30 protein-coding genes are annotated in these 22,449 nt (G+C 67.1%); 14 read left to right on the top strand and 16 right to left on the bottom strand.

The features are described from left to right. Positions 1-102: 102 nt before the first annotated feature. A complete protein-coding gene (locus KFLA_RS36580; RefSeq protein ID WP_012919815.1) occupies positions 103-348 on the bottom strand; it encodes a helix-turn-helix domain-containing protein in 246 nt (81 codons plus the stop codon). Between the two features lie 105 nt (positions 349-453). Between KFLA_RS36580 and KFLA_RS10745 the strand changes: the two genes are divergently transcribed. From KFLA_RS10745 to KFLA_RS37380, 3 genes are all read left to right on the top strand, one after another. Then, on the top strand, positions 454-795 hold the full coding sequence (locus tag KFLA_RS10745) for a GntR family transcriptional regulator (protein WP_012919814.1): 342 nt from the start codon (positions 454-456) through the stop codon (positions 793-795). 169 nt (positions 796-964) lie between these two features. Continuing rightward, positions 965-2,461, top strand: a complete 1,497-nt coding sequence (locus KFLA_RS10740; protein WP_063822773.1) for a helix-turn-helix domain-containing protein — start codon at positions 965-967, stop codon at positions 2,459-2,461. Between the two features lie 178 nt (positions 2,462-2,639). Next, on the top strand, positions 2,640-3,854 hold the full coding sequence (locus tag KFLA_RS37380; protein WP_012919812.1) for an SIR2 family protein: 1,215 nt from the start codon (positions 2,640-2,642) through the stop codon (positions 3,852-3,854). A 38-nt stretch (positions 3,855-3,892) separates the two neighbouring features. Here KFLA_RS37380 and KFLA_RS10735 read toward each other — a convergent pair whose 3' ends face one another. Then, positions 3,893-5,539, bottom strand: a complete 1,647-nt coding sequence (locus tag KFLA_RS10735; RefSeq protein WP_012919811.1) for a GntR family transcriptional regulator — start codon at positions 5,537-5,539, stop codon at positions 3,893-3,895. 769 nt (positions 5,540-6,308) lie between these two features. Between KFLA_RS10735 and KFLA_RS10730 the strand changes: the two genes are divergently transcribed. Beyond that, the gene (locus KFLA_RS10730) at positions 6,309-7,196 is read left to right on the top strand and encodes an aminoglycoside phosphotransferase family protein (RefSeq protein ID WP_012919810.1); all 888 of its coding nucleotides are present in this window, start codon (positions 6,309-6,311) and stop codon (positions 7,194-7,196) included. A gap of 37 nt (positions 7,197-7,233) precedes the next feature. Here the strand turns inward: KFLA_RS10730 and KFLA_RS35475 are convergent, their stop codons facing one another. Next, complete coding sequence (locus KFLA_RS35475) at positions 7,234-7,524, bottom strand: glycine-rich domain-containing protein (RefSeq protein ID WP_049797306.1); 291 nt, start codon at positions 7,522-7,524, stop codon at positions 7,234-7,236. Positions 7,525-7,951: 427 nt separating this feature from the next. Between KFLA_RS35475 and smpB the strand changes: the two genes are divergently transcribed. Next, a complete protein-coding gene (gene smpB / locus KFLA_RS10720; RefSeq protein ID WP_041289259.1) occupies positions 7,952-8,431 on the top strand; it encodes an SsrA-binding protein SmpB in 480 nt (159 codons plus the stop codon). 40 nt (positions 8,432-8,471) lie between these two features. Here smpB and KFLA_RS10715 read toward each other — a convergent pair whose 3' ends face one another. Both KFLA_RS10715 and KFLA_RS10710 read right to left on the bottom strand, forming a co-directional pair. Further along, positions 8,472-9,131, bottom strand: a complete 660-nt coding sequence (locus KFLA_RS10715; protein ID WP_012919808.1) for a DUF899 domain-containing protein — start codon at positions 9,129-9,131, stop codon at positions 8,472-8,474. 84 nt (positions 9,132-9,215) lie between these two features. Then, positions 9,216-9,812 (bottom strand): alpha/beta hydrolase, encoded by a 597-nt coding sequence (locus tag KFLA_RS10710; protein WP_012919807.1) that lies wholly within the window; start codon positions 9,810-9,812, stop codon positions 9,216-9,218. 301 nt (positions 9,813-10,113) lie between these two features. On the opposite strand from KFLA_RS10710, the gene KFLA_RS10705 reads away from it, so the two are divergent. Both KFLA_RS10705 and KFLA_RS10700 read left to right on the top strand, forming a co-directional pair. Continuing rightward, entirely contained in the window at positions 10,114-10,614 is a 501-nt protein-coding gene (locus tag KFLA_RS10705; protein WP_012919806.1) for a hypothetical protein, read from the top strand. A gap of 244 nt (positions 10,615-10,858) precedes the next feature. After that, positions 10,859-11,191: a YqfO family protein gene (locus KFLA_RS10700; protein ID WP_012919805.1), complete on the top strand. Its 333-nt coding sequence runs from the start codon at positions 10,859-10,861 to the stop codon at positions 11,189-11,191. A gap of 47 nt (positions 11,192-11,238) precedes the next feature. Here KFLA_RS10700 and KFLA_RS10695 read toward each other — a convergent pair whose 3' ends face one another. Together KFLA_RS10695 and KFLA_RS38270 are read right to left on the bottom strand one after the other, a co-directional pair. Continuing rightward, the gene (locus KFLA_RS10695; protein ID WP_012919804.1) at positions 11,239-11,628 is read right to left on the bottom strand and encodes a RidA family protein; all 390 of its coding nucleotides are present in this window, start codon (positions 11,626-11,628) and stop codon (positions 11,239-11,241) included. 10 nt (positions 11,629-11,638) lie between these two features. Continuing rightward, entirely contained in the window at positions 11,639-12,010 is a 372-nt protein-coding gene (locus tag KFLA_RS38270) for a hypothetical protein (protein WP_012919803.1), read from the bottom strand. A gap of 53 nt (positions 12,011-12,063) precedes the next feature. Here KFLA_RS38270 and KFLA_RS38265 point away from each other — a divergent pair, with 53 nt between their 5' ends. Then, on the top strand, positions 12,064-12,396 hold the full coding sequence (locus KFLA_RS38265; RefSeq protein ID WP_202797111.1) for a GNAT family N-acetyltransferase: 333 nt from the start codon (positions 12,064-12,066) through the stop codon (positions 12,394-12,396). Here KFLA_RS38265 and KFLA_RS10685 read toward each other — a convergent pair. Then, the gene (locus tag KFLA_RS10685; RefSeq protein ID WP_041289256.1) at positions 12,393-12,881 is read right to left on the bottom strand and encodes a GNAT family N-acetyltransferase; all 489 of its coding nucleotides are present in this window, start codon (positions 12,879-12,881) and stop codon (positions 12,393-12,395) included. The genes KFLA_RS38265 and KFLA_RS10685 overlap by 4 nt on opposite strands. Positions 12,882-13,105: 224 nt before the next feature. Here KFLA_RS10685 and KFLA_RS10680 point away from each other — a divergent pair, with 224 nt between their 5' ends. Beyond that, positions 13,106-13,723 carry a hypothetical protein gene (locus KFLA_RS10680; protein ID WP_012919801.1) on the top strand — a complete coding sequence of 206 codons (618 nt, stop codon included), beginning with the start codon at positions 13,106-13,108 and terminating at the stop codon, positions 13,721-13,723. Positions 13,724-13,961: 238 nt separating this feature from the next. Here the strand turns inward: KFLA_RS10680 and KFLA_RS10675 are convergent, their stop codons facing one another. After that, positions 13,962-14,558, bottom strand: a complete 597-nt coding sequence (locus KFLA_RS10675; protein ID WP_012919800.1) for a helix-turn-helix domain-containing protein — start codon at positions 14,556-14,558, stop codon at positions 13,962-13,964. A gap of 68 nt (positions 14,559-14,626) precedes the next feature. Here KFLA_RS10675 and KFLA_RS10670 point away from each other — a divergent pair, with 68 nt between their 5' ends. Next, a complete protein-coding gene (locus KFLA_RS10670; RefSeq protein WP_012919799.1) occupies positions 14,627-14,869 on the top strand; it encodes a putative antibiotic biosynthesis monooxygenase in 243 nt (80 codons plus the stop codon). Here KFLA_RS10670 and KFLA_RS10665 read toward each other — a convergent pair. Continuing rightward, positions 14,863-15,270, bottom strand: coding sequence for a DMT family transporter (locus tag KFLA_RS10665; RefSeq protein WP_012919798.1), 408 nt, complete (start codon positions 15,268-15,270; stop codon positions 14,863-14,865). The genes KFLA_RS10670 and KFLA_RS10665 overlap by 7 nt on opposite strands. Positions 15,271-15,305: 35 nt before the next feature. Then, a complete protein-coding gene (locus KFLA_RS10660) occupies positions 15,306-15,626 on the bottom strand; it encodes a DMT family transporter (protein ID WP_012919797.1) in 321 nt (106 codons plus the stop codon). Positions 15,627-15,725: 99 nt separating this feature from the next. Here KFLA_RS10660 and KFLA_RS10655 point away from each other — a divergent pair, with 99 nt between their 5' ends. Both KFLA_RS10655 and KFLA_RS10650 read left to right on the top strand, forming a co-directional pair. Then, entirely contained in the window at positions 15,726-16,103 is a 378-nt protein-coding gene (locus KFLA_RS10655) for a MerR family transcriptional regulator (RefSeq protein WP_012919796.1), read from the top strand. Positions 16,104-16,243: 140 nt separating this feature from the next. Continuing rightward, positions 16,244-17,014, top strand: a complete 771-nt coding sequence (locus tag KFLA_RS10650) for a hypothetical protein (RefSeq protein ID WP_012919795.1) — start codon at positions 16,244-16,246, stop codon at positions 17,012-17,014. Positions 17,015-17,042: 28 nt separating this feature from the next. Here KFLA_RS10650 and KFLA_RS35470 read toward each other — a convergent pair whose 3' ends face one another. From KFLA_RS35470 to KFLA_RS10635, 3 genes are read right to left on the bottom strand one after another with little or no spacing between them, the layout of a single operon-like run. Next, positions 17,043-17,567, bottom strand: a complete 525-nt coding sequence (locus KFLA_RS35470; RefSeq protein ID WP_012919794.1) for a hypothetical protein — start codon at positions 17,565-17,567, stop codon at positions 17,043-17,045. Then, entirely contained in the window at positions 17,564-18,073 is a 510-nt protein-coding gene (locus KFLA_RS10640; protein WP_012919793.1) for a SigE family RNA polymerase sigma factor, read from the bottom strand. The genes KFLA_RS35470 and KFLA_RS10640 overlap by 4 nt, the downstream gene beginning before the upstream one ends. 58 nt (positions 18,074-18,131) lie before the next feature. Next, the gene (locus KFLA_RS10635; protein ID WP_012919792.1) at positions 18,132-18,989 is read right to left on the bottom strand and encodes a class I SAM-dependent methyltransferase; all 858 of its coding nucleotides are present in this window, start codon (positions 18,987-18,989) and stop codon (positions 18,132-18,134) included. 109 nt (positions 18,990-19,098) lie between these two features. Here KFLA_RS10635 and KFLA_RS10630 point away from each other — a divergent pair, with 109 nt between their 5' ends. Beyond that, positions 19,099-19,776 carry a winged helix-turn-helix transcriptional regulator gene (locus tag KFLA_RS10630; protein ID WP_012919791.1) on the top strand — a complete coding sequence of 226 codons (678 nt, stop codon included), beginning with the start codon at positions 19,099-19,101 and terminating at the stop codon, positions 19,774-19,776. A 142-nt stretch (positions 19,777-19,918) separates the two neighbouring features. On the opposite strand, the gene KFLA_RS10625 is transcribed toward KFLA_RS10630, so the two are convergent. After that, the gene (locus tag KFLA_RS10625; protein WP_012919790.1) at positions 19,919-20,476 is read right to left on the bottom strand and encodes a dihydrofolate reductase family protein; all 558 of its coding nucleotides are present in this window, start codon (positions 20,474-20,476) and stop codon (positions 19,919-19,921) included. A 234-nt stretch (positions 20,477-20,710) separates the two neighbouring features. Here KFLA_RS10625 and KFLA_RS10620 point away from each other — a divergent pair, with 234 nt between their 5' ends. Beyond that, the gene (locus KFLA_RS10620) at positions 20,711-21,451 is read left to right on the top strand and encodes a YdcF family protein (protein ID WP_012919789.1); all 741 of its coding nucleotides are present in this window, start codon (positions 20,711-20,713) and stop codon (positions 21,449-21,451) included. 33 nt (positions 21,452-21,484) lie between these two features. Here KFLA_RS10620 and KFLA_RS10615 read toward each other — a convergent pair whose 3' ends face one another. Further along, positions 21,485-22,258, bottom strand: a complete 774-nt coding sequence (locus KFLA_RS10615; RefSeq protein ID WP_012919788.1) for an alpha/beta fold hydrolase — start codon at positions 22,256-22,258, stop codon at positions 21,485-21,487. Positions 22,259-22,449: the final 191 nt, after the last annotated feature.

Genomic DNA, 22,449 nt, shown 5'->3' with positions numbered 1-22,449 from the left:
TGCTGTAGACCTCTCGAACTCGTACCTGAGTGATGGGAGAACCGGCCCCGGATCGGTTGGCGCCCTGACGGGGCCGGTCTTGCTCGTGCGGAGGCTGCCGAGTCATCCCGTCATCAGCACCTCTCGCCAATCAGCGGTGCTAATCACTGCACCGCGTTCGATTGCCGCCTTGGCCAGCGAATCGATCGCGCCAGCCGGCACGACGATGCGGCGTCCCACACGAACGGCCGGGAAGGCCCCAGCGGCGATCGCGCGATAGACGGTCATCGCTGAAAGTCCAAGCTCCTTTGCGGTCTCTTCGACCGTTAGCCAAGGACGCCTGCCTGCATCGGTAGAGCTGTCGTTCATTGAGGACTCCTTACTCGGCTTTACTAGATTGACCTAGGTTAACCTAGGTCACTTGAGACTACAAGGGTTCGGCCACTCGCGACCTAGGTCGACTACGGTTCAGTTATGACCGTGAGCAGCAACGACCCCCGGCCCTCGTACGTGCAAGTGGCCGACTCACTGCGGGAGGCCATTCGTTCCGGCGAACTGCCCCCCGGCACACGCCTTCCGTCAGGTCGCGAACTGGCCACGCAGTTTGGCGTCGCTCTGATGACCGCGCAGAAAGCGGTCGACGCTCTCCGCGCCGAGCATCTCGTCCGATCCCACCGCGGCCGGGGCGTCTTCGTTGCGGACGACTCAGCTGTTCCCGAGGACGACCTCGCCACTCTGCGCGCCGACATGTCCCGGCTTGCCGATCGGGTCGCTGAATTGGAGCGTCGCGTCGGCGTGGACAACGACTCCCGATAGCCCGCCCAGGCCACCGTGTCTCGATCGTCCCGACTCTGCTTCGCCTTTTTCGCTGCACAACTCGATTCAACTGAAGCTGCACGCCTCATCCGAGAGCACGGACGCGGCACTCACTAGGCATCGACTAGGCATCAGCGTGACGCCTGCCCGGAACGGGCAGAATGTCCCCATGGCGACCGCATCGCGTTCAAGCAGACCCAACACGGCGCTTTACAACCTTCGAGATGCTCGGGGCGAGAGCCAGGAGGACGTAGCCGCAGCCTTGAACCAGCTGTCTGGCGAGCGTGGGCGTGCGACCGCAGTCACGGGGAACCATGTCAGCCGCTGGGAGCGAGGGGCGAATTACCCATCGCCGCTCTACCGCCAGTTGCTCGCCGAGCACTTCGGAGTCACCGTCGCCGACCTCGGGCTTGTCCGTCAGCGATCGGTGCCAACCGGGCATTCAGCTCCGATGGTCGGGCCGGCGGGCGACGTACTCATCTTCAGCGATGGCGAACCCGACGAGGATCCGGACGTTGTGGCCAGCAAGGAGGAGTGGCTGCTGGTGCGAAAGCAGATCAACGCTTTTCACACTCCCCTCATGCACGCTGCAGCAGAGCTGTACCCCGAAGCAGCGCGCGTGGGAACAACCGGGCTGCTCGCTGATCCGTCGTGGATCGTCGACGGGCCGCTGATCGACCTAGCCGAGGTGAAGATCGAGATTGACGAGACGGCGGGTCCGGCTCCGATCGACGGCACTGGTCCGGAGACGGAGCTGGTCCGGCCTCTCCGGTCGCCGAACGCGCGCTACGAGCGTTATAGCCACGCCGTTCGCGACGTCGCCCGTCCCCGGCTGTTCGAGAACCGGCCCTCGTGGAGACTGACCAGCGCCACCTTCGACGGTGGTAGCGCGCGCCTGTCCTTCGGCGACATGACGTACTTCGACGCCATGGACGTCAGCGAGGCGATCGCGCACGAGACCGCGGCCGGCCTGGTCGTCAACGGAACATCGGTCGCTCCCCCGACCTGGCGCGGCCTCAAGCTCCGCAAGGCCGTCGGAGACCCCTTCGACCTCCAACGCCGAGCGCAGATCCTGTCCATCAACACGCTCACCATCCGCCTCGACAAGTCGGGCAGCGGCACGGTCATCCTCCACAACCGCAGCGCCGCGAACGTGGCCACCTCCGGCGGCATCATCGGCGTCATGCCAGCAGGCGTGTTCCAACCCTCAACCATCCGAGCCGGCCAGCGCGGCGACGACTTCGACCTGTGGCGCAACATCATGCGCGAGTACTCCGAGGAATATCTCGGCAACGCCGAACACGCAGGAGATGGCTACGGCGCTGACTACTCCACCGAGCCCTTCGCGTCGCTTAAGCAGGCCCGTAGCGATGGCCGCTTCCGCGTCTACTGCGCTGGCCTCGCGCTCGGCGCATTGGATCTCTGGGCGGGACTCGAGACCATAGCCGTCATCGAGGCCGAGGTGTTCGACGACATCTTCGCTGGCCTGGTCGACGCCAACGAGGAAGGAACGGTCCTGCGCATCGGCGCGGCTGTTCCGACGGTGCACGTTCCGTTCACCGAGCAGGTGATCGACGAACTCCACGGCACAGGACGGCTAGCACCAGAGACCACCTTTAGTTTGCGAGCGGCCTGGCAGCACCGGGCGCAACTTCTTGCGCGCTGAAACGCGTCTGAAGTACTCGATCCTCTCGTGTGGGAACCGAAACTACGACGAGAGCAACAGCTGAGGATTTGGGAGGCGACCGATTTTGACTTCGGAAGAAGCGGAACTCGAGAAACCTGGTGAAGCATTCCTTCTCGGCGCCGGATTCTCAAGAGCAGTCAATGATGAGATGCCCACTATGATCGAGCTCGGAGAAGCAGTCGTCGATAGACTTGGGCTGAGCCGAACGGACCCATTGCAGCGATTTCAGGGCGATGTCGAACGATGGATGTCACATCTGGCAACGGATCAGCCCTGGCTGACCGATAGCGAGAACTTACACAACCGAGCACTCTTTATCGAAGCCAGTGAAGCTGTTCGCGATTGCATCGAAGCTGCCGAAACATTGGCGACACAGTTCGATCCGCCTGAGTGGCTCCTGCGCCTCGTACTTCACTGGTCGTACTATCGCTGCCCGATCATCACGTTCAATTACGACCTCTTGATTGAGCGAGCTGTCAGGCATCTTCGACTATGCGCAACGCTCGGCGATCTCTACGGAATCAGCATCACTTCGCGACACCCGCCAGGCACGGCCCTAGCCTTCAGTGCCGGGAGGCCAGCGAAAGATCTACTCACACTATACAAGCTGCATGGGTCAGTTAATTGGCTCTATAACGGTCTAGGAGCCCCACCGACCGATCCTATTACGTTGAGTCAAGAGCTCAACTCTTGGCAAACCTCCACGAGGCGACCTTACGACGACAGCTGGGAAGACGATGCTTGGAGACATTCGCCCGGTTACCGTTTCATCAACTCCGGCCTGCAACCTTTGATTGTTCCGCCCGCGGGGACCAAAAACGACTTCTACAAGAATCGCGCACTGAGAGCGCAATGGAGCCACGCTTCTAAAGCAATCGGTCGCAGCAGCGGCTTAACCGTGATGGGATTCTCCTTCCCAGCCAGCGACTCGCAGGTGCGGGACTTTTTGACGTCATCCTTCACCGCCGACAGGCTGAGTATTGTCGATTACAACAGCAAGGCTGTGGATAGGCCAAAAGAATTTATGCGTGCCGACACGACGATTGAACAGCACTTCGCGGGAGCTTCCGCATTGCCGGATTACGTCGGCAACAAGTGCGGTCAAATTCTGCGTTGGACGCAATTGCAGCCAGATGCCGAAGGCGCACATCGGGTATTGATTAATTGTGGCGACGAGCAGTACCCGCTACTGCTCGACACGAAGAACCATGATCCGGTCAGCGCGGTCATACGTCTAATCAACCAGAGATGGCCAAGAGCTGCGGACCGCTCTACTTTTGAGACATCCGGCAAGTATTTCTTAGGAGAACCCGTTATGGGGCCCGCTTACCTCGCGTATCTTCCCAAGCACACAGTTAGCAGTTCGATGTAGTATGGAAACTGGGCGCCCGCATGCGTCGGCGCTGGCATCTAGCGGCCACGGGGCTGCGCCACGACCGTCGCGCGTACCCCTCGTGAGGCTGTGACTAAGCCTGCCTCGACCAACAGTGCGACTGCACGATGAGCCGTGCTCACCGCGACTCCGTATCGCTCCGCCAGCGTCTTCATGGGCGGGAGCGGGGCGCCAGCCCCGACGAAGCCGCAAAGGATGGCGCCTCTCAAATCGTCCGCGATCTGACGGTATGGCTCCCGTTCCTCGGCGTCGGCACGCGGAAGGCTCAGTATCTTGGCTGACTTATCACTCTCGGGTTCTGAACGGACCGCTGGCCGCGCCGGCATGCGCACGACCATGGCGCCCGCAGCGCGCTGGGATCGCTCAGCGTGATAGGCGGTGTAAGACTTCAGCGTGGTCGAGCCGCCTCCGCCGTGTCCGAGACGTGATGCGACTACGTTGATATCGGCGCCGGCCGTTATCAGCTCGGTTGCGTGGTAAGCCCGCCAGTTCTTGAGCTCGGCGTCGATCCCAAGGCGCGACGCCATCCGAGCGAACTTCTGGGTCGCGGTGTCGGGCTTAAGAGGTGCCACGCCGTCGGGTTCCGGCGAGAAGATGTACGCAGTCCTGCGGAGGGTGGCGCCGAGTGCTGCGGCCTCGGCCTGCTTCCGTCTGTAGCGCTCTTGCAGCATGAGGCGTGTCTCGGGATCGAGGACGGTCCGGCGGTGTTGGTGTGTCTTGGTGTCCTTGATCGCCCAGCCGCCGCCGGGCGCCTTGGCCAGCGCCTGGTGCACATCGATGACGGCTGCCTCGTCAGTGTCCTCGGGGTCCTCCAAGTGCTTCCATTGGAGTGCGCAGTGTTCACCCCGACGGTTGCCCGTTGTCGCTTTCGAAAAGATGAACTCGCCCCAGTCGACACTGATTGCGTACGCGGCGTTGATGAGTCGTGCTGCTTCAGCAGCGGACGGCGGCCTCGGATTCGGCGTTGGCATCGACGGTTTGTCTGCCTGCTCGGCAGGGTTCCTTGAAATCCACTTCCACTTGACACCGCGGGCAAGTGCGCCGCTGATGATCCAGTGAATTGTTCGGATGGTGTTGTCTGCGAGAGGTACGCACACGTGCGACTTGCACGCGCGACGGCAGGAACGGCAGCCGTCGGGGTTCGGTGGCTTGCAGGGCTGGTCGCGGTGCTCGTCGCAGAGATGTCCGGCCTTCTCTGTCCTGTGATCGATCAGCCGCTGACGCTTCGTGCAGTGCTTCGAGCACCTGCGCATGGTCGCGTACAAGCTGTCGAGGGCCTCCGCGTCCCCCAGTTTGGTCAGCGGGAGGGAACCCAGGTGTGGCGCGATGTGGAGGCGGTACTTCGACTCGTAGTCGCGTCGAGTGGACTCTGCGATGTCGGCAACCTCCAGATGACGCTCGATCAGCTGGCCGAGTGTCGCCCGGGTCTTCGGATTGCGCTGTTCGTCGATCTCGTTGAGGAGCCTGGTCTTGGCCTGCTTGACGAGCTTCTTCTGGTCAGGCCCCGGCTTGACCGTCTCGGTGAGATACAGCCGCGTCTTGGTGACTTGATCGAGGCCCGCATAGACCTTTACTCGGACGGAGCCTGAGGGCAGCAGTTCCTCCTCGCCGCGGGAGCGCGGCTTTGGTGCAGCCTTCTCGGCAGGTGTGCGGGGCTTCGCCATACGACCCAGTGTAAGCCTCAGGCGTGGGGCTATCCGTGGTGCGAAACAGGGTCAACTGGTGTTGGTCGGAAGCGTGCAAACGAGGTTGGAATGCAACCCTTGCAGGCGGAAGTCAACTGCCGAGACCATGAACGACGCACTTCTAATCCGTTGGTCGCAGGTTCGAATCCTGCCGGGCGCGCAAGCTCTGATCAGGCAGTATGCCCCTTCGGGCATACTGCGTTCGTGGTCCGTGGAACAGTTGGTGGACAAACCGCTGCAGACTCCGCCCCCTTGGGGAAGCGCCGCAGGGTCACATCGAGCAGTTCTGTGGGAAGTTCCGCGCCGTCGTTTCCGTCGGCACCGATCCCCCGACTGGCAACCGGCGCGTACTGCGAGGCTCTTTGTACGAAAGGGAGAAGGCGTCGAGCGGGAAGCGCGCGACCGCGGCGTGCGCTGGAAGTACCTCACGACAAACCCCGCCGAACTGGTTCAGCCGCCCGCACCCAGGAGAACCACCCCAGACCCGCCATCCAAGGAGAAAGCGGCGGCCATCCTCAACAAGGCGTGGACGGAACCAGCTTGGGGCACGCTTCCTCTGGGTGGTCATGGTCACCGGCTGCCGGGCGAGGCGAGCTCTGCGCCCTCCGATGATCCGGCGTCGACCTCGACCGCGGCAAGATCACAATCGACGCCGCCATGACACGCACATCGAAAGCAAGGCCAAGTCAGCGAAGCCCTGGCGGGTGCCGATCACGACCGACGTGTTCCCTCGCTCTAGGCTCCCGGTGTGAACCTCGTTATTCCCGACCAGGTCCGCAGGACGGTCATAGCCGACGGGAACGAATCCTGGCTGGACGAGCTACCAGGCGTGGTCGACTCGCTGGCTCAGGACTGGTCTCTGACGATCGGTCCCAGTCTCGCGGGCGGTCACGTCGCTCTGGTTGTCGAGGTCACGCTGGTTGACGGTACGCCGGCGGTTCTCAAGATCGGGGTGCCAGGTCGGGACGTCGGACCGGAGGCCATGGCGTTGCGCCTGGCGAATGGAGGGGGATGCGCCGAGCTGTTGGGCGAGGACCTGAGTCGGCAAGCCCTGCTGCTGGAGCGCCTTGGGGCTCCGATGCAGGACCTCGTGGCCGACCCTGCAAGCCGCCACGACTTGTTGTGCGACGTGGCGGTTCGCCTGTGGCGTCCGATCGGTCCCGACGTCGACCTTCCAAGCGGCGCGACGTTGGCTGAGCAGTACGCCGATCGGCTGCCAACACTGTGGGAGCGGGCGGGGCGACCGTGTTCGCCGGCCACTGTGGCGGACGCGCTGGATTGCCTGAAGCGCCGTCGCCTAGCCCACGACGATCGGACCGCGGTTCTGGTCCACGGTGACATCCACGAGCTGAACGCCCTGCAGGCGAGTGACGGCAGCTACAAGCTCATCGATCCCCTCGGGTTGCGGGCCGAACCGGCGTGCGATCTCGGCACCATCGTGCGTTGCAACCCCGGCCTCGGCGATGACCTCCGGGTGCGGACCGAGCGGCTGGCTTCTCGTACGGGCGTGGATGCCACCGCCATCTGGGATTGGGGAACCATCCACCGCGTCCTCAGCGGCGTCTACGCCTGCAGTATTGGCTTTCAGCCCTTCGGCGATCTGCTGCTGGCCGAAGCGGATCGCCTCACGGGGTAGTCACCGTGGCAGCCGCCGCCACCGGTCGCCGGTTCAGCTACGGTTTCGTCGTTCGGCCGAGCTGGTTGATCTCGGCCAGGGTCATTCCGAGTTCCTCGCGGAGGAAGGTACAGATGACCCAGTGACGGGCTCGGTCCACGGCGTACTCCGAGAGCGTGATCCCCGCATGGTGGAGGAACCGCCCGGTCGGCAGTTCGGCACACAGCTGCTGGTAGTCGCGGGTCTCGGTGATCAGCTCGTGCCAGACCTCGTCGACGGCCTTGCTGAGCGGGAAGAACCTCTGCCCGGCCTCGGACGCGATGACGAGGAAGCGCAGGCACTCCTTCACCTGGATCGTCAGCTCGGCCTCGGGCGATCCGGCAGTCGTGGCCGCACCACGCGCAGGGCATGGTCCACCAGACGGGCGATGGGGTCGTCCTGGCCCGGACTGCCGTCGCGAGAGCTGTCCCGGTTCTCGCGGACCGGCACGTCAGCCAACCGTGAGCCAGCACCGATTGGTGTACCGCTCCAGCTCCTCGAAGCGGTCCTCGAGCAGGTCGGTCAGTTCGTCCATCGACATCTCGTTCTCCTTGGCAGCTCGGCGGGGAAGCGACTCGACTCGGGCGCACAGCGGCAGGACATCATGAGCGTGGGCGGCCGGCCATCATTTCGATGAGTGCCGAACAGGCTCGAGCCGCGACGTCCGCCCTGCGACGGTGATGCGAGGCGGCCGAGTGCCTGCCGGCCGTCGCCGGCCGGCAGGGCAGAATCGGACTGTGAAGAAGCCCGAGGCCGACCCCGTCATCGCGCGCAACCGCAAGGCTGCCCACGACTACCACCTGGGCGAGTCCTGGGAGGCTGGGATGGTGCTGCAGGGGGCGGAGGTGAAGGCGCTCCGTGCGGGGAGGGCGTCCCTCGTCGGCGGCTTCGCGACTGTCGAGGAGCGGGAGATCTGGCTGCACGGCGTGCACATCCCGCAGTACTCCCAGGCCCGCTGGTTCAACGACGGCTCCCGCCGCAAGCGGAAGCTGCTGCTGCACCGGGCGCAGATCGACAAGATCGAGCGCAAGGTCAACGAGAGCGGGTTGACGATCGTCCCGGTGCTGCTCTACTTCAAGGACGGTCGGGCGAAGGTCGAGATCGCCCTGGCGCGCGGCAAGAAAACCTGGGACAAGCGGCACGCACTCGCCGAGCGCGAGGCGACCCGGGAGGCCGAGCGGGCGGTCAGCCGCCGGTTGAAGGGCCGCCGGGACTGATCAGCGGTGCGTACGCCGCCTGCTGCGGGTGGTGCCCGGGTCAGTGCTGGTCGGCGTACTCGTCGTGGTGGCGCATCCAGCTCATCGTCGGGTCCTGCGGCCAGCCCGGCGGAGAGTCCTCCCACTGCTCCTGCCGGCCGTAGGGGGTCAGGTCGAGCAGGTTGTGGTCGACGCGGAGCCGGTCCACCCCGCGGGCTTGCGTGAAGTAGGTGCGATAGACCTGCTCCCCGTCGCGCAGGAACACGCTGAGCCCGAAGCCGCCGTCGAGCCCGCAGTCGGCGGCGAACGTCGTACCGCGCGAGGAGTAGAACGGCATCGTCCACCCCATCCGGCGGCGCCACGAGAACAGCTGCTCCGCCGGCATGTCCGAGACGACGGCGAAGGTGGTGTCCCGAGCGTTCAGGTGGGCGAGGTGTCCGATGTTGTCGACGAAGCTCGAACAACCATCGCAGTACCGGTCCGGGCCGAGGTCCATCATCTGGTAGACGATCAGCTGTCGGCGTCCTTCGAAGAGATCCGCCAGGCCGGCTCGCCTTTGCTGGCCGGCGAACACGTAGTCGGCCTCGAAGCGCACCATCGGCAGCCGCCGACGCTCCGCCGCCAGGGCGTCCAGAGCTCGGGTGAGCTCCTTCTCCTTGACCAGCAGCGCATCCCGGGCCTGCTGCCACTGCTCCGCTGTGACGACGGGTGGCAACTCCATGCAGTTCTCCTGATCGCCGATCCTCCACTACTCGGACCACGCCAGCATGCCGCGCTCGAACGGCGGTCGACAACCCTTGGACGGTCAACCGAGCTTGAGCAGTAGTTCGGCGAGTTCGGCCGGCATGGTGATCATGCAGTCGTGGCCGGTGGCGAGTTCCCACACCTGGGCGGGGCTGCCGTTGGGCTGTACGGCCGGGACCGGGCGCCGTTCGAAGCCGTCCGGTCCGACAGTGCAGTGGATCTGCGTCCGAGGGATCTTGTGCACGTCCGGGTTGTCGAGCCGGACCGGTTGCTGGAGGCAACGTACGGGGTGGTCCGACAGCATCGAGCGCAGCCAGGCGACGTCTGCCGGATCCGTGACTCCGAACAGCCCGAACGGCCGCGGCATCTCCGGCAGCGGCGGCACACGCCAGCCACTGTCCGACTTCGTCGCGAGGTCGATCAAGACCTGGTTGGCCGCGGATGAGATGACCATGCCGGCGTAGCTGTGCCCCACGAGGACGACGTCGGTGAGGTCTTGCTCGACGATCGAGCCGACGATGCCGACGTGCGTGTCGAGCCCCACCTCGGGACCGAGCGGGTGAGCCTTGTCGCCGTACCCGGTCAGCGACGGGACCAGCGCGACGCCGTACGCCGCACTGGAGCGATGGATCGGCCTTTTCGTCGACTTCGTGATCACCAAGCAAGGACTCGCTGCTGCCGGCGCGGGCGAAATCCACTCCGGTCAGGACGCCTCCGAACTCATGCGCGGCGTCGGCGGCCTCTGCGCGGGCGCAGGCAGGAACCGTCGCTACGACGCTCGCCGCCTGGTCGGCCTGCTCATCGCAGGGCTACGCCAACCGCCTTCCAGGTGAGCCGAGCGCCCGTGGCATCTCCCCCGTTGCAGGAACTGACGCCTGCACGTTGCTGCAGAACCGTTGTCGGGTGAGCCTCAAGCTCCGCAGTCTGTTGGTCCGTCCCAATGATTGTCAGGAGCCAAGATGAGACTGCACCAAGCACTGCTTGCCATCCCTGTGCTGGCCGCCCTCGTGACCGGAGGAGCTGCCACCGCCGCTGCGGCTCCGGCACAGGGTGCCGAGTCGGTAGCCGCACCGGCGCGAGTGGCTCCCGCCGAATGCGGCGCCGGTACCGCGATCAAGTTCGGGGAGGTGAAGTCGCTGTCGCACAACACCGTCATCGGCTGGACCTACCTGCTCAGGTCAGGCTACGAGTACTGGGCCTGCGTCGAGTTCAGGTCCAACCTCGCCGAGGGGTACTGGGGAATGGCCCGGCTGCACATGATCGACGACGGGCTGCACATCGGAACCCTGCACTGCGACTTCCCCACCGGAAACGGTCACGTCACGGCCGGCGACAACACCTGCTACACCTCCAGGTCGTACGCGCCGTTCGCACACCGCACGTTCATCGCCGAGGGCGACTGGTACCGCGGCCTGTCCACGTTGGTCGGCCGAGGAACGACCGGGCCCTCCACTCGCTGAGCCTCGGCACCGCGATGGTAGGTGCAGGCCGACCATCGCGGCGTACGACCGGCTTGTCGCCCTGTACGACGATCCCCGGGCGCAGGCGTTCCAACCGCCGTAAGACAAGCCGGTGGAGACGCTGTTCGACGGCCACCACGCAGCTTCGAGGAGGCCGGTCTACGTGACTCGCCGTACGGACTGCTCCGCCCTCCCTTCAGCAAGCGACTCAAGAAGCCGAGTCCGCTCGTCGTAAGCTGCCGGCATGGCGAGAGTCAAGGTCGAGATCTGTGTCCCCGACAATCATGTCGCCGCGATCCTGACGGCGCTGGAATCCGCAGGCGCCGGACAGATCGGGCGCTACGACCGGGTCACCAGCTTCTGGCAGACGGGGGGAACCTGGCGTCCGATGCCCGGCGCCGAGCCCTTCGACGGTGAGATCGGCACCTTGATGCAGGGGACCGAGATGCGCGTCGAGTCCGAGTGCGAGATGTCAGCGGTACCCCAGGTGCTGAAAGCGGTGCGCGCCGCTCATCCTTACGAGGAGCCGATCATCCGATTCATCCCGCTGTACCAACCCACCGACGTCGAGCCCTGATCTTGGCTGCGTCGGACGAGATCGCCGTCCTAGCCAAAGGCGGATCGCTAGCCGGCAGGGCGGCGGGCGTACGTCTCGATCTCGATCTTCATCCGCGGGTCGGCGAGACCGCACACGAGCATCGTGGCGGCCGGCCGGACCTCGCCGAAGGCCCGACGCAGGGTGGGCCAGCAGGGCTCGAAGTCGGCTCGGTCGGGCAGGAGACAGCGCACCCGGACCACGTCGGCGAAGGTGCACTGTGCGGCGGTGAGCGCGGCCTCGATGTTGCGCAGGCACTGCTTCGCCTGCTCGACGACGTCGTCCGAGATCGTCATGGTGGCGTAGTCGAATCCGGTCGTTCCGGACACGTGCACCCAGTCGCCGTCGACCACGGCGCGGGCGTAGCCGATCTGCTCCTCGAACGTCGAGCCGCTGAGGATCGAGCGTCGTTCTGACATGCGCCGAACGTTAGGTGACCCAGCACGGAGACGTCCAACACAGCTTCGGGCACGACATGATGCGAAAGAGGTCACCGGCGCTTTGCTGAGCTATCAGATTCAGCCTGATCACGTCGAACTGGTCGACGGGGTGACCGAGTGGTACGACGGGGTGGCGGCCGGCCTCGAGCGCACGGTGCTGCCGGCGGTCGCCGAGCAGTTCGCTCGCGAGCGATGGGCGGCGCACGGCTATGCACCGGACGAAGAAGCGCTCGGCGAGACGGGCGACTGGACTCAGCTCCACCAGCGGGACCTCACCGACGTGGAGCAACCAGTTCTGCCGGCCGGGTTTCAGTTCCGCACTGCGGCCGAGGCCGGACCTGAGGCCGCCGTCCGGGCTCATGTGGATGCCTGGGCGCCCTCGACGTACACGGCGCAGAGCTACGAGGGGGGTGCGTGCAGACGGCGGCCTACCGCGACGACCTGCACGTCCTGGTGGAGGCGCCGGACGCAACGATGGCGTCCTCGGCGACCATGTGGTTCGACGAGGTGAACAAGACCATCGAGTTCGAGCCCGTCGGAACGCACCCGGCCTACCGACGGCTCGGGCTGGCCAGGGCGATGATGCTGCACGGGATGCGGCTGGCGCAGGAGGCCGGCGCTACCCACGCGACGGTCGTCTGCCTGGGTGCGCCGGGGCATCCCGCGGCGCGCGGCCTGTACTACGGCCTGGGGTTCCGGGAGCGCTCGCGGGACGCGCTGCTGATCAAAACCGGGACGGCGAGCTAGGGAGACACGCCATAGTCGAGCGTCAGGCGCATGTCGTAGTTGGGCAGGTTCTCGCCGCGGATCCAGTTCTGGTCGTTGGCCCGTTCCACCTCGAAGCCCAAACGCTCGAACGCGGGCCGCGCCGTTCGGCTCGCGTGCGTGTGGAGCTCGGCCAGCCCCAGCTCGCGGGCCTTGGCGACGACCGCGCCGACGAGGGCCCGGGCAGCGCCGCGGCCGCCGGCGTCCGGGTGGACAAAAAGCATGTCGAGCAGACCGTCGTCGGTGACGTCGCTGAATCCCACGACCCGCTCGTCCACCACCGCGACGAAGGTGTGGGCCGCCGACCGGCGTTCGTTCCACTCCACGAGATCGGCCGATGCCGGCGCCCACGCGGCGATCTGCGCCGGCGAGTAGTCCTTCGATGCTGTGTCGCGAATGGCCCGGAAGTACGACTCCCAGGTCGCTTCCGCGTCGTCAGGGACGTAGGCACGCACGTCAACACTCACGCCGGGACGATACCCCGGCCACGAGCTCGCCGATGAGCCCGGCCTCGTAACCGGAGCCGGCGCCGGCCTCCATGACTTAGACCCTCGGCGAATAGTGTGCGCTGACCACACGCCACGTTCTACCGTCCTTGTCACGCGTCGATCACGCGCGACGGGGACAGCAGGGCCTTGCTGTGGGAGGGCCACGGCGAGTTCGAGCCCCGAGGGCAGAATTGGAGACCAGAGTGCGCTTCACCAAAGCGATCGCGGCAGTGGCGATGTTGTCGGCAGGTCTGGTGGCATCGATTCCAGGAGCAGCGTCGGCAGCACCCGACGACAGCGTCCCGGTGCGCAAGATCGAGCGCCAGATGCAGACCGTGCAAGTCCTCTCCGTGACCGAGTCGGGCGACCAGTACGTGTTGTCGCTCGCCAACGGCCGGGAGATTTCCCTGTCCGCCAAGGACTACGCCCGATGGAGCAAGTCGACCTACGGCGCCGAGGCCTTGGCGCGAATCGCCAATGGCGGGATCTCCACCAACAACCAGACCGTTGGCAACTGCGGGATGGAATACCTGTACCTGTACTCGGCAGGTCACCGCGAGCTGAGGGTGGACACCGGCTGGAGGCTCGTCAACTCCGTCATCGTTTCCCAGATCTGGGTCGACATCTACGACAACGGTGGTCACACCGAGCGCTACTACGGCACGAGTTGGGACGACGGCGCATGGGACGTCTCCGAAACCCTGCGGAACATGACCTCCGGGATCGCCCGAGGTTGGGTGGACCCGGCCAGCTACGCGACGCTCGTGGACGGCAGGATCTGCTACACGCTCATGCCGTCGTCTGAGGCGATGATCCGCTAGTCGCCGGACGAACTGCTCGATGGCACCGCCGAAGGTTCCGGCCGGCCCTTCGGCGGTTGCCATGTCGTCCTGCTGCCTTGCCGGAGGCTGGCCTGCACATCACTCTGCCCTGCCGTTCCGCCGATGATCAGCACGGCGCGATCGCCTGGTGCAGGCTCTCGGTGACGTACTCTCGCGCGATCGGATCAGCGCCCGCTGGCTGCGGCAGGTCAGAGGCTTCGATCAAGGCGCTCGCCAGTCAGATTTCGGAGGTTGAGGTCCGCACGGTCATGCGTTCGCCGGGCCTGGCGAAGATGCTCAGGATCTCGGCCGCCTCCTCGCCGGTGCTGCCGAACCAGTGCGGAACCTGGGTGTCGAACTCGGCGATCTCGCCGGCCCCGAGCACCCAGTCCCGCTCGCCGAGCACCAGCCGCAGGTGTCCCGACAGCACGTAAATCCATTCGTGCCCGTCGTGCGCGCGTGTCTCCGGGATGACGTTGCCGGCCGGGACGACGATCTTCCACACCTGCATGCCGTCGGGTTGCCGAGTGAGTGGGATGACGGTTCGGCCCTTCACCCGGCCCGGCTTCAGGCGGATGCGCGGGTCCCCCACCTCGGGCGCGCCGACCAGGTCGTCGAGCGGAGCCCGGAAGGCGAGCGAGAGCGCGAGCAGAAGTTCCAGGGTCGGTCGGCGCCGGCCGGTCTCCAGTCGGGAGAGTGTGCTCTTCGAGATACCGGTTGCTGCCGCCAAGCCGGCCAAGGTGATGCCTCGCTGGACGCGGAACCGCTTCAGCCGCGGCCCCGCCTGCTCGAGCACGGCGGCGATGCTCGATGAGGTCTCGTCCACGGACCTCATTCCACCCCGGATTCCCACAAACGGCAACGCCGCTTGGCGACCGGCCGACCGGGCTTCAGGCTGGGGACGTGACCAACTCCACCACCCGTCCTGCCGGCCCACCGACCAAGCACCAGTTGGCGCTGATGATCTGGCTCGCGGTCTTCCCGACCCTGACCGCGCTCAACCTGCTGCTCGACGACTGGCTGAGCACGCTCACGCCCGTACTGCGCACGTTCGTGCTCGCCACCATCGCCGTACCGATCGTCATCTACGGCCTGATGCCCCGGCTGCACCGACTCCGGGTCCGCCTCCTGACCCGGCGCTATTGATCACCGGTCCCTTCCCTGCCCGCGTTCGGCCGGTCGGACAGCTTGAGCCAGACGACGCCCGCGATGATCACGGTGAGCCAGAGGGCCTTGACCGGGGTGAGCGTCTCCGCGAAGAAGACAGGTCCGAGCAGCGCGGCACCGACAGCGCCGATGCCGGCCCAGACGGCGTACCCGATGCCTACGTCGATGGTGCGAAGAGCCACGCTGAGGGCGAAGAGGGTGAGCAGGAAGAAGACCACCGCGACAAGCGACCAGGAGAGCACGGTGAAGCCCTCGCTGCCTTCGACGGAGAGGGCGTAGCCGACTTCGAAAGCTCCGGCGAGCAGGAGTACGAGCCAGGCGCGGGCCCGCTCGCTGCGGGCGGTGAGATCGGCGCCGGCGACAACGGTTTCGTTGCTCATGCGCGTTCCTTCCGTGGGATGCGGGTTCCGGGTCATCACACTGCTCCGCTCAGCTGGAGGCCGACGACGCCGACGATGACGGCGACGATGCCGAGGGCCTTGCGCCAGTCGAGGCGCTGGCCGAAGAGCAGGGCGCCGAGTACGACGATCCCGACGCCGGCGACCGAGGTCCAGATCGCGTACCCGACGCCGACGTCGAAGGTCAGCAGCGCCAGGCTGAGAAAGTAGGTGGCGATGCCGCCGCTGACCAGCGTCGCGGTGGTCCAGGCGGGTCGGGTGAAACCCTGCGCCTTGCCGGCCGAGACGGCGACGGCGATCTCGAAGACGACGGCGATGCCGAGGTGCAGCCAGTGCATAGGGCGTCCTTTCGTTGAGGTGATGCCCCTCGATCGTGAAACTTCACACTGGTGTCAACTGCAAGAATGGAGGCCGGAGGACAGCCCCCAGGAGGTCACATGCGCATCGGCGAACTGGCGGACGCCAGCGGCGTCAGCACCCGCTCCCTGCGGTACTACGAGGAGCAGGGGCTGATCAGGTCTCAGCGCACCCCCGGCGGGTGGCGTGACTTCGACAGCTCGATGGTGGAGCGGGTCGTCATGATCCAGCACCTGTTCGCCGCCGGGCTGCACAGTGCCACCATCAACGAACTGCTGCCCTGCCTGGAGGCTTCTCCCGAGGAGCGCACCGGGGTCATGGAGCAGTTGCTCGCCCAGGAAGTCGAGCGGCTCGAGGCCAAGCGCCGAGACATCGACCGTGAGCTGGAGACCTTGAAGGCACTGCGCGGCGACACGGCGCTGCCCGGCGAAGTCCCCTGCCCGGTCACGCGCCTTTGACGGTGCTTCGCCGGGGCCGACCGGTCTCCGGCTACAGCGTGTAGCCGCAGCACTCGAGCGGCGGTCGGTTCGCGGCACTCTCAGCGGGTACCTGAAGCCTTGTCGCGTTGAACACCAGCGCCCGCTGTGCAGGGAGACCGATGGCCACACTCCGAGTGCGAGGACGGTTGCTGAGCGTCACCGATCGCCTCGTCCGGCTGGCGCCATCACCGGTGCGCGCGTTCCTGAACACGCCGGTCACCGGCCCGCAGGTCCCGGACGGCCAAATCTCCGCGCGCATCCTGCGCTTCGTGTCGATCGCCTCCGTCGCCCTCACCGGCCTGCTCGCCGTCAGCCACGTCGTCAACACGTTGCTGTTGGACGGCCGCAGCGCGATTCTCAACGCCGACAAGGACCAGAGCGTGATGGGCTGGGCCGGCGTCGCGACGCAGGCGGCGGTGGCCGCGGTGCTCGGACTGCTCGCCGCGGCCTCCGTGCGGCATGCCACTGTGACCTTCTGTGCGGTGATGGTGGCGTTCCTGTCGTTCGACGACTTCATCCAGATCCACGAACGCGTCGGCGGCCTCGCGTCACCGTTCCCGCACGCTGGCCGGCTGCTGTGGCCGGTGTTCTACCTTCCGCTGCTGGCGATTCTGTTCGTTCAGCTCTGGCGCGTGGCGCAGGACACCGACCTGACCGAGCGGGCGCTGGTCCGCGGTGGCCTGCTCACGCTTGCGCTGTCCGTCCTGCTGGAACTCGGTACGCCGCTGCTCTTCGCAGGCGGCCAAGGTCGCGGCAGTCCCGGCTACGAGATCGAGGTGGCCATCGAGGAGAGCCTGGAGCTCGCCGGCTGGATGTGGATAGGCGGCGGCCTGGCGGCCTGCCTGATCCGACGCTGCCTCAGCGGCCGGGACCGCCCAGCCGACAGCTGACGCTGGGCGGCGTACCGAGGTCAGGCGCTCAGGACGTCCGGGTCGGCGTGGCCTGCGGCTCCCCGGGCGACTGTGACGGGGTCGCCGGCGGCCGCTGCACCCGGGTAGGCGTTGCCAACGGCTCCCCCGGCGACTGCGACGGCGTGGCCGGCGGCCGCTGCACCCGGGTAGGCGTTGCCGACGGCTCGCCGGGCGACTGTGACGGGGTCGCCGGCGGCCGCTGCACCCGGGTAGGTGTTGCCGACGGCTCCCCGGGCCAGCGCGACGGCGTCGCGGGGGGCGGCGGGTTCGTCACCGGCACGGCGACGGTGGGGGTGCTGGCCGGCGCCGGCGTCTTACCGCCGCCGGTGGAGGCGGCGACGACCGAGATCGTCGCACCGCTGGCCACGACCGCGCAGGCCGCGACGGAGACCACCTTGAAGGTGGTCCGGCGACGCAGCCGCCGCTCGCCACCACGCAGGACAGCGTCCAGTGGCAGCTCGCTCGGGGTCTCGCCCCGGTCGCGGTGGAAAAGTGATCGCATCTGTGCCTCGAATTCCTTGTCGTCGGTCATCGGCCAACCCCCTGCAGCTCGAACTCGATCGTCTTCCGCAACGCCCGGAGCGCCGCGGCCGTGTGCGCCTTGACCGTTCCCTCGGCGCAGCCCATCACCGCCGCCGTCTCGGTCACGCTCAGGTCCTCCGCGAACCGGAGGATCAGCACCATGCGCTGCCGTCTGGGCAGCCGGCTCAGCGCCCGCGCCAGATCGATCCGGTCGTCCAGCGACGCGTCGACCGTTTCCACAGCGCCGGCCGTCGGGTCGTCGCTCGACCGCTCCCGCCGGCGCCACATCCGCCTGGTCTCGCTCAGGTAGACGTTGAGAATCGTCTTGCGCACGTACGCGTCCGGGCTGTCCGCCGCGACCACCTTGGGCCAGACCACGTACAACTTCTCCAAACTCTGCTGCACGACGTCCTCGGCCAACTGCCGGTCGTTGCACAGCAAGTACGCCGTGCGCAGCCAACGGCTCTGCCGGGCGACGACGAACTCGACGAAGTGGTCCCGCGCTCCAGGGGGCATGCTTCATAGACGCGCCCAGCGCCGCATTCGGTTTAGCGGCGACTTCGACGACCTGCGCTCAGCGGGTTCCGGTGACCACGAGCATCTCGCACGGGCCGGTGAAGCCGGTGGGGGCTTCGAACCGGGAGAGCTCTTCGGTGATTTCCTGCCAGGCAGCGGCTCGCCCCGGCTCGTCGAGGCCGGAGAGCATCTGGTGCAGCGCGCCGAAGGACTCGCGTTCGAAGCGGACACACTCGGCGGCGGTCGGCATGCGCACCGGTGACGGGACTGTCGTGACGGTGATGTCGTAAAAGCCTGCCTCGGCGAACACCTGCTCGGCGACGCCGGGCCCACCAAGGCTGAACGGACCCGGCTGCCCCGGAAGCGGGGGCGGTAGGTCGGCCCGGCGGCGGATGATGCCGACGGGGATCGAGAAGAAGGCGTTGCGGTCCGGGGTGGAGTAGACCACGGCGGAGCAGCGGCCGCCGGGACGGAGCGCCCGGTGGATACCGCGCAACGCGGCGTGCTGGTCCGGAAAGTAGATCAGGCCGACCCGGGAGATCGCCGCGTCGAACGTGCCCGCGGCGAGCTCCGACAGGTCCTCGCCGTCCGCCTCCAGCGTCTCGACCGTCGACACCCCGGCCTCGGCTGCGACGCGGGCCGCGTACGCGAGCAGGGCCGGTGAGATGTCCGTGGCCAGCACGTGGCCGTTGGGACCTACGAGCCGCGCCGCGGCCAGCGTCTGCCCTCCCGCGCCGGCGGCGACGTCGAGAACGCGGTCTCCCTCGCCGACGTCGGCCGCGCGCAGCATGGTGGCGGTGGCCTCGCCGAGCCAGTCCTCGATGGCCGGTCCCCACCGGTGCCAGGCCTCGGCGGCCTGCTCCCACTGGGCCCGGGTGGTCCGCTTGAACCCGATCGGGTCGAAACTGACAGTCATGGTGTCCCCCTCTTGGTGAGGGTTCCAGCTGAGCAGCGGCGGCGGGTGGCGCCTAGTACAGGTTCTGGACTTCGCTGGTACGGATCCTGGACCGGGCGCACAATGAGCCATGCGTGAGTACGCCCAGTACTGCCCGGTGGCGCTCGCCAGCGCGGTGCTGGCGGACCGCTGGATGCCGCTGATCGTGCGGGAACTGGTGCTCGGCAGCCGGCGGTTCAACGACATCGACCGCGGCCTGCCCGGCATCTCCCGCACCCTGCTCAAACAGCGCCTTCTGCACCTGGAACGCAAAGGTGTGCTGGAGCGAGTCCCCGTTGCCCGCGGCCACGAGTACCAGCTCACGCCGGCCGGCCGCGACCTGGAGGGCGTGATCATGGCGATCGGCGAGTGGGCCGTGCGGTGGATGTTCGCCGAGCCGGAGCCTCGCGAGGTCGACCCGATCACGCTGACCTGGTGGATGTCGCGACGGATCGACCAGCAGGCACTGCCCGGGCAGCGGGTCAGCGTCGAGTTCGACTACCGCGGCGCCGACCCGACCCGGATCTGGCTTGTCCTCGACCGGCAGCAGGCTTCGGTCTGCACCGAGCACCCGGGATTCGCCTCGGACGTCGTGGTGACCACCGAGCCGGTCGCCCTGATGCGCGTCTTCTCCGGCATCGTCACGCTCTCCCAGGCGACTGCGGCAGGCAGCATCGAACTGACCGGCCCGCCCTGGCTCGTCCGCGCCCTCCCGACCTGGTTCCTCTGGAGTCCCTTCGCCCCTGCCGTCCGCGAACGAATCAGCTGACCGCGGCAGTTGCGCGCCTGGGACTGCGGCGTGATCCTCGTTGCCGGTGTCCGCGGAGGCAGCGTCGGGTACTCGGCCAACGGCGACATGATGACGCCGTTGGCCTTCCAGCCCGGGACTTCCTGACGCCCGAAGCCGAGTGTCAGGGCTTGCGCGGAACGTAGTGCAGCTCCGTGATGCCGCACTCGAACGGGGTCGCGGCGGCGAGCTCGAGCGGGACGGTGGTGGCCGGGAAGACGGGCAGGCCGGTGCCGATCGCGGTGGGGTTGACGAAAAGGTGGATGTCGTCGGCGAGCCCCTCGGCGATCAGCGCGGAAACGAGGGTGGCGCCGCCGTAGGCGATCAGGTCGCCGCCGGGCTGGTTCTTCAGCTCGGTGATGATCGTGGCCAGGTCGCCGCCGGCCACGGTCGCGTTGTCCCAGGGCGACTCGGCGAGGCTGTTCGAGACGACCACCTTGGGGGTGTTGTTCATCCAGTCGATCGACTCCTGCTCCTCGTGCTCCGGACCGGCCGCCCAGGCCGGGATGAAACCCTCGGCGAGCTTGCGGCCGAGCACGATGGTGTCGACCGACTTGGTGAGCGCGTTGATGTGCGCGCTGAGGTCGTCGGTCCAGGGAAACTGCAGCCAGTCCATCTCGCCGTTCGGGGCGCCCATGAAGCCGTCGACGGTGGTCTGGGTCTGGATCTTGAGCTTGCGCATCGGAGGTGCCTTTCGGAGCCGGTTGAGCTGATGCCCAGAGCTTGTCAGCTGCCGTTGACGGAATCTTTACGGCCGCACCGAAAGCCGCGTCGGGGCTGTCCCCGCCAGATCAGGCGGAGGGGGCATCAGTCGAGCGGGCCCGGCGCGCCGTGACACCGAGCGCCTGGCCCCAGCTCGCGGGCTGGCCGCCGACGGCAGGCTGGTCCTGACCATCGACTGAGCGACACTGGTCCGGTGCCGCTGGACGAAGCTCTGCAGGTGATGTCCCGCTACCTCGCGCGACGGGACGTCGCCGAGCTCGCCGGACCCGCTGATCTGCTCGTCCTGATGGGCAGCGCCGTCGTCGAGTCGGTCGAGGTCGTCGCGCAGGCGTACCACCGCGGCGCCGCTGCGCGGATCCTGGTCAGCGGCGGCCTCGGGCACTCCACTCACCACCTCGTCCACGCGGTCGAACGCCGCGGCCTGCCGATCCCCGCGGGGCACCGCCCCGAGTCGCACATCTTCCGCGACCTGTTGCACCGGTACGGCGTGGACCCCGCGGCCGTGACGGTCGAGGACGACTCGACCAACTGCGGCGAGAACGCGGCGTTCACCCGACGGCTGCTCGACCACGACAGTACGGCGTACCGGCTGGTGCTGGTGCAGGATCCGACCATGCAGCGGCGCACCCATGCCGCGTTCGAGCGGTCGTTCCGTGACCGGCCGGGCACGGCGCTGACCAGCTTCGCGCCGCTGATCCCCTGGATCGGCGACGACGCTGTCGGTGCGGGTCCTGGCGGTCCCCCGATCTGGGCGCGCGAACGGTTCGTCTCCTTGCTGCTGGGCGAGATCCGCCGGCTGCGCGACGACATCGACGGCTACGGTCCGCGCGGGCGGAACTTCATCGACCACGTCGAGGTCCCGCCCGAGGTACTCGCCGCCTTCGACGAGGCCGCCGCAGCGCATCCCACCCTGGTTCGCCCCTCCGGCGGCTGACGCGCCGCCACGTGACCTGGGGGCCCGTGGCACCTACCCGAGGAAGTGCTCGCGCAGGGCGGTCAGCAGCACCTCGGGCGGCACCTCGTGGAAGCTGCCTTCCAGTGCGGCCACTCGGGCGTTCGGCAGGGCGTCAGCAGCCTCGACAGTTGCCCGCTGCAGCCACTCGGGACTGGCGGTGCTGTGCAGCGCGAGTGTCGGCTGCTCGATCCCCGCGAGCAGCGCGGTCGGCACCTGGCTGTCGCCCAGCTGCAGGGCGTCGTAGACCAAGGTGGGTGCCACCGCTTCCATCCCCTTCCAGAACGGCATCGACTTCATCCCGTCGACCTGTTCTTGCGGCTGCCCGACGGCCTCCACCATGAACAGCTCGGCCGCGCCGCTGGGATCGCCGGCCGCGACGAACTCCTGCAACCGCTCGAGGTAGCGATCCGGCGCCGCCGGCGCACCGTCGACACGGAACGGCGGCTCCATGATCGCGAGCCGATCGAACGCGGACCCGGCAGCGGCCGCCCGGAGCAGCACCATCGCGCCGGAGGAGTCGGCGTACCCGTACGTCGCGCCGGTCGCCATCCGCACCGCTTCCAGGTCCTCCACCTCCCGCTCGACCGCGTACTGCGGCTGGTCCCCCGAGTCACCCCGGCCCCGCCGGTCGTACGTGACCACGGTGAACACCTCAGCCAGCACCGTCGCGCGCGGCACGTAGTACGAGCGGTCGGTCATCGCGCCCGCCACCAGGACCAGCGCCGGTCCCGCTCCGAAGGTGTCGTAGGCGATCGCCGTGCTGTCGGCAGAGATGACCTCGTCCATGATCTGTTCCTTTCACCGACCAACTGGCTGACACCCGTACGTCGAACAGCAGGACGTACGCGAGACACTCCGAGAATGTGATCTACCTCACATACGACCAGTGCACTGACGCGATTCTCCAGCACCTTCCACGCCGCTTTGCGCCCATGTAATACTGGATTATGTATACAGACGATCGGTATGCCGGCTAC

The organism is Kribbella flavida DSM 17836 (assembly GCF_000024345.1).
Lineage (GTDB): Bacteria > Actinomycetota > Actinomycetes > Propionibacteriales > Kribbellaceae > Kribbella > Kribbella flavida.
Note: the sequence above shows the minus strand (reverse complement) of the source record. Positions and strands in the feature narration are given on the sequence as shown.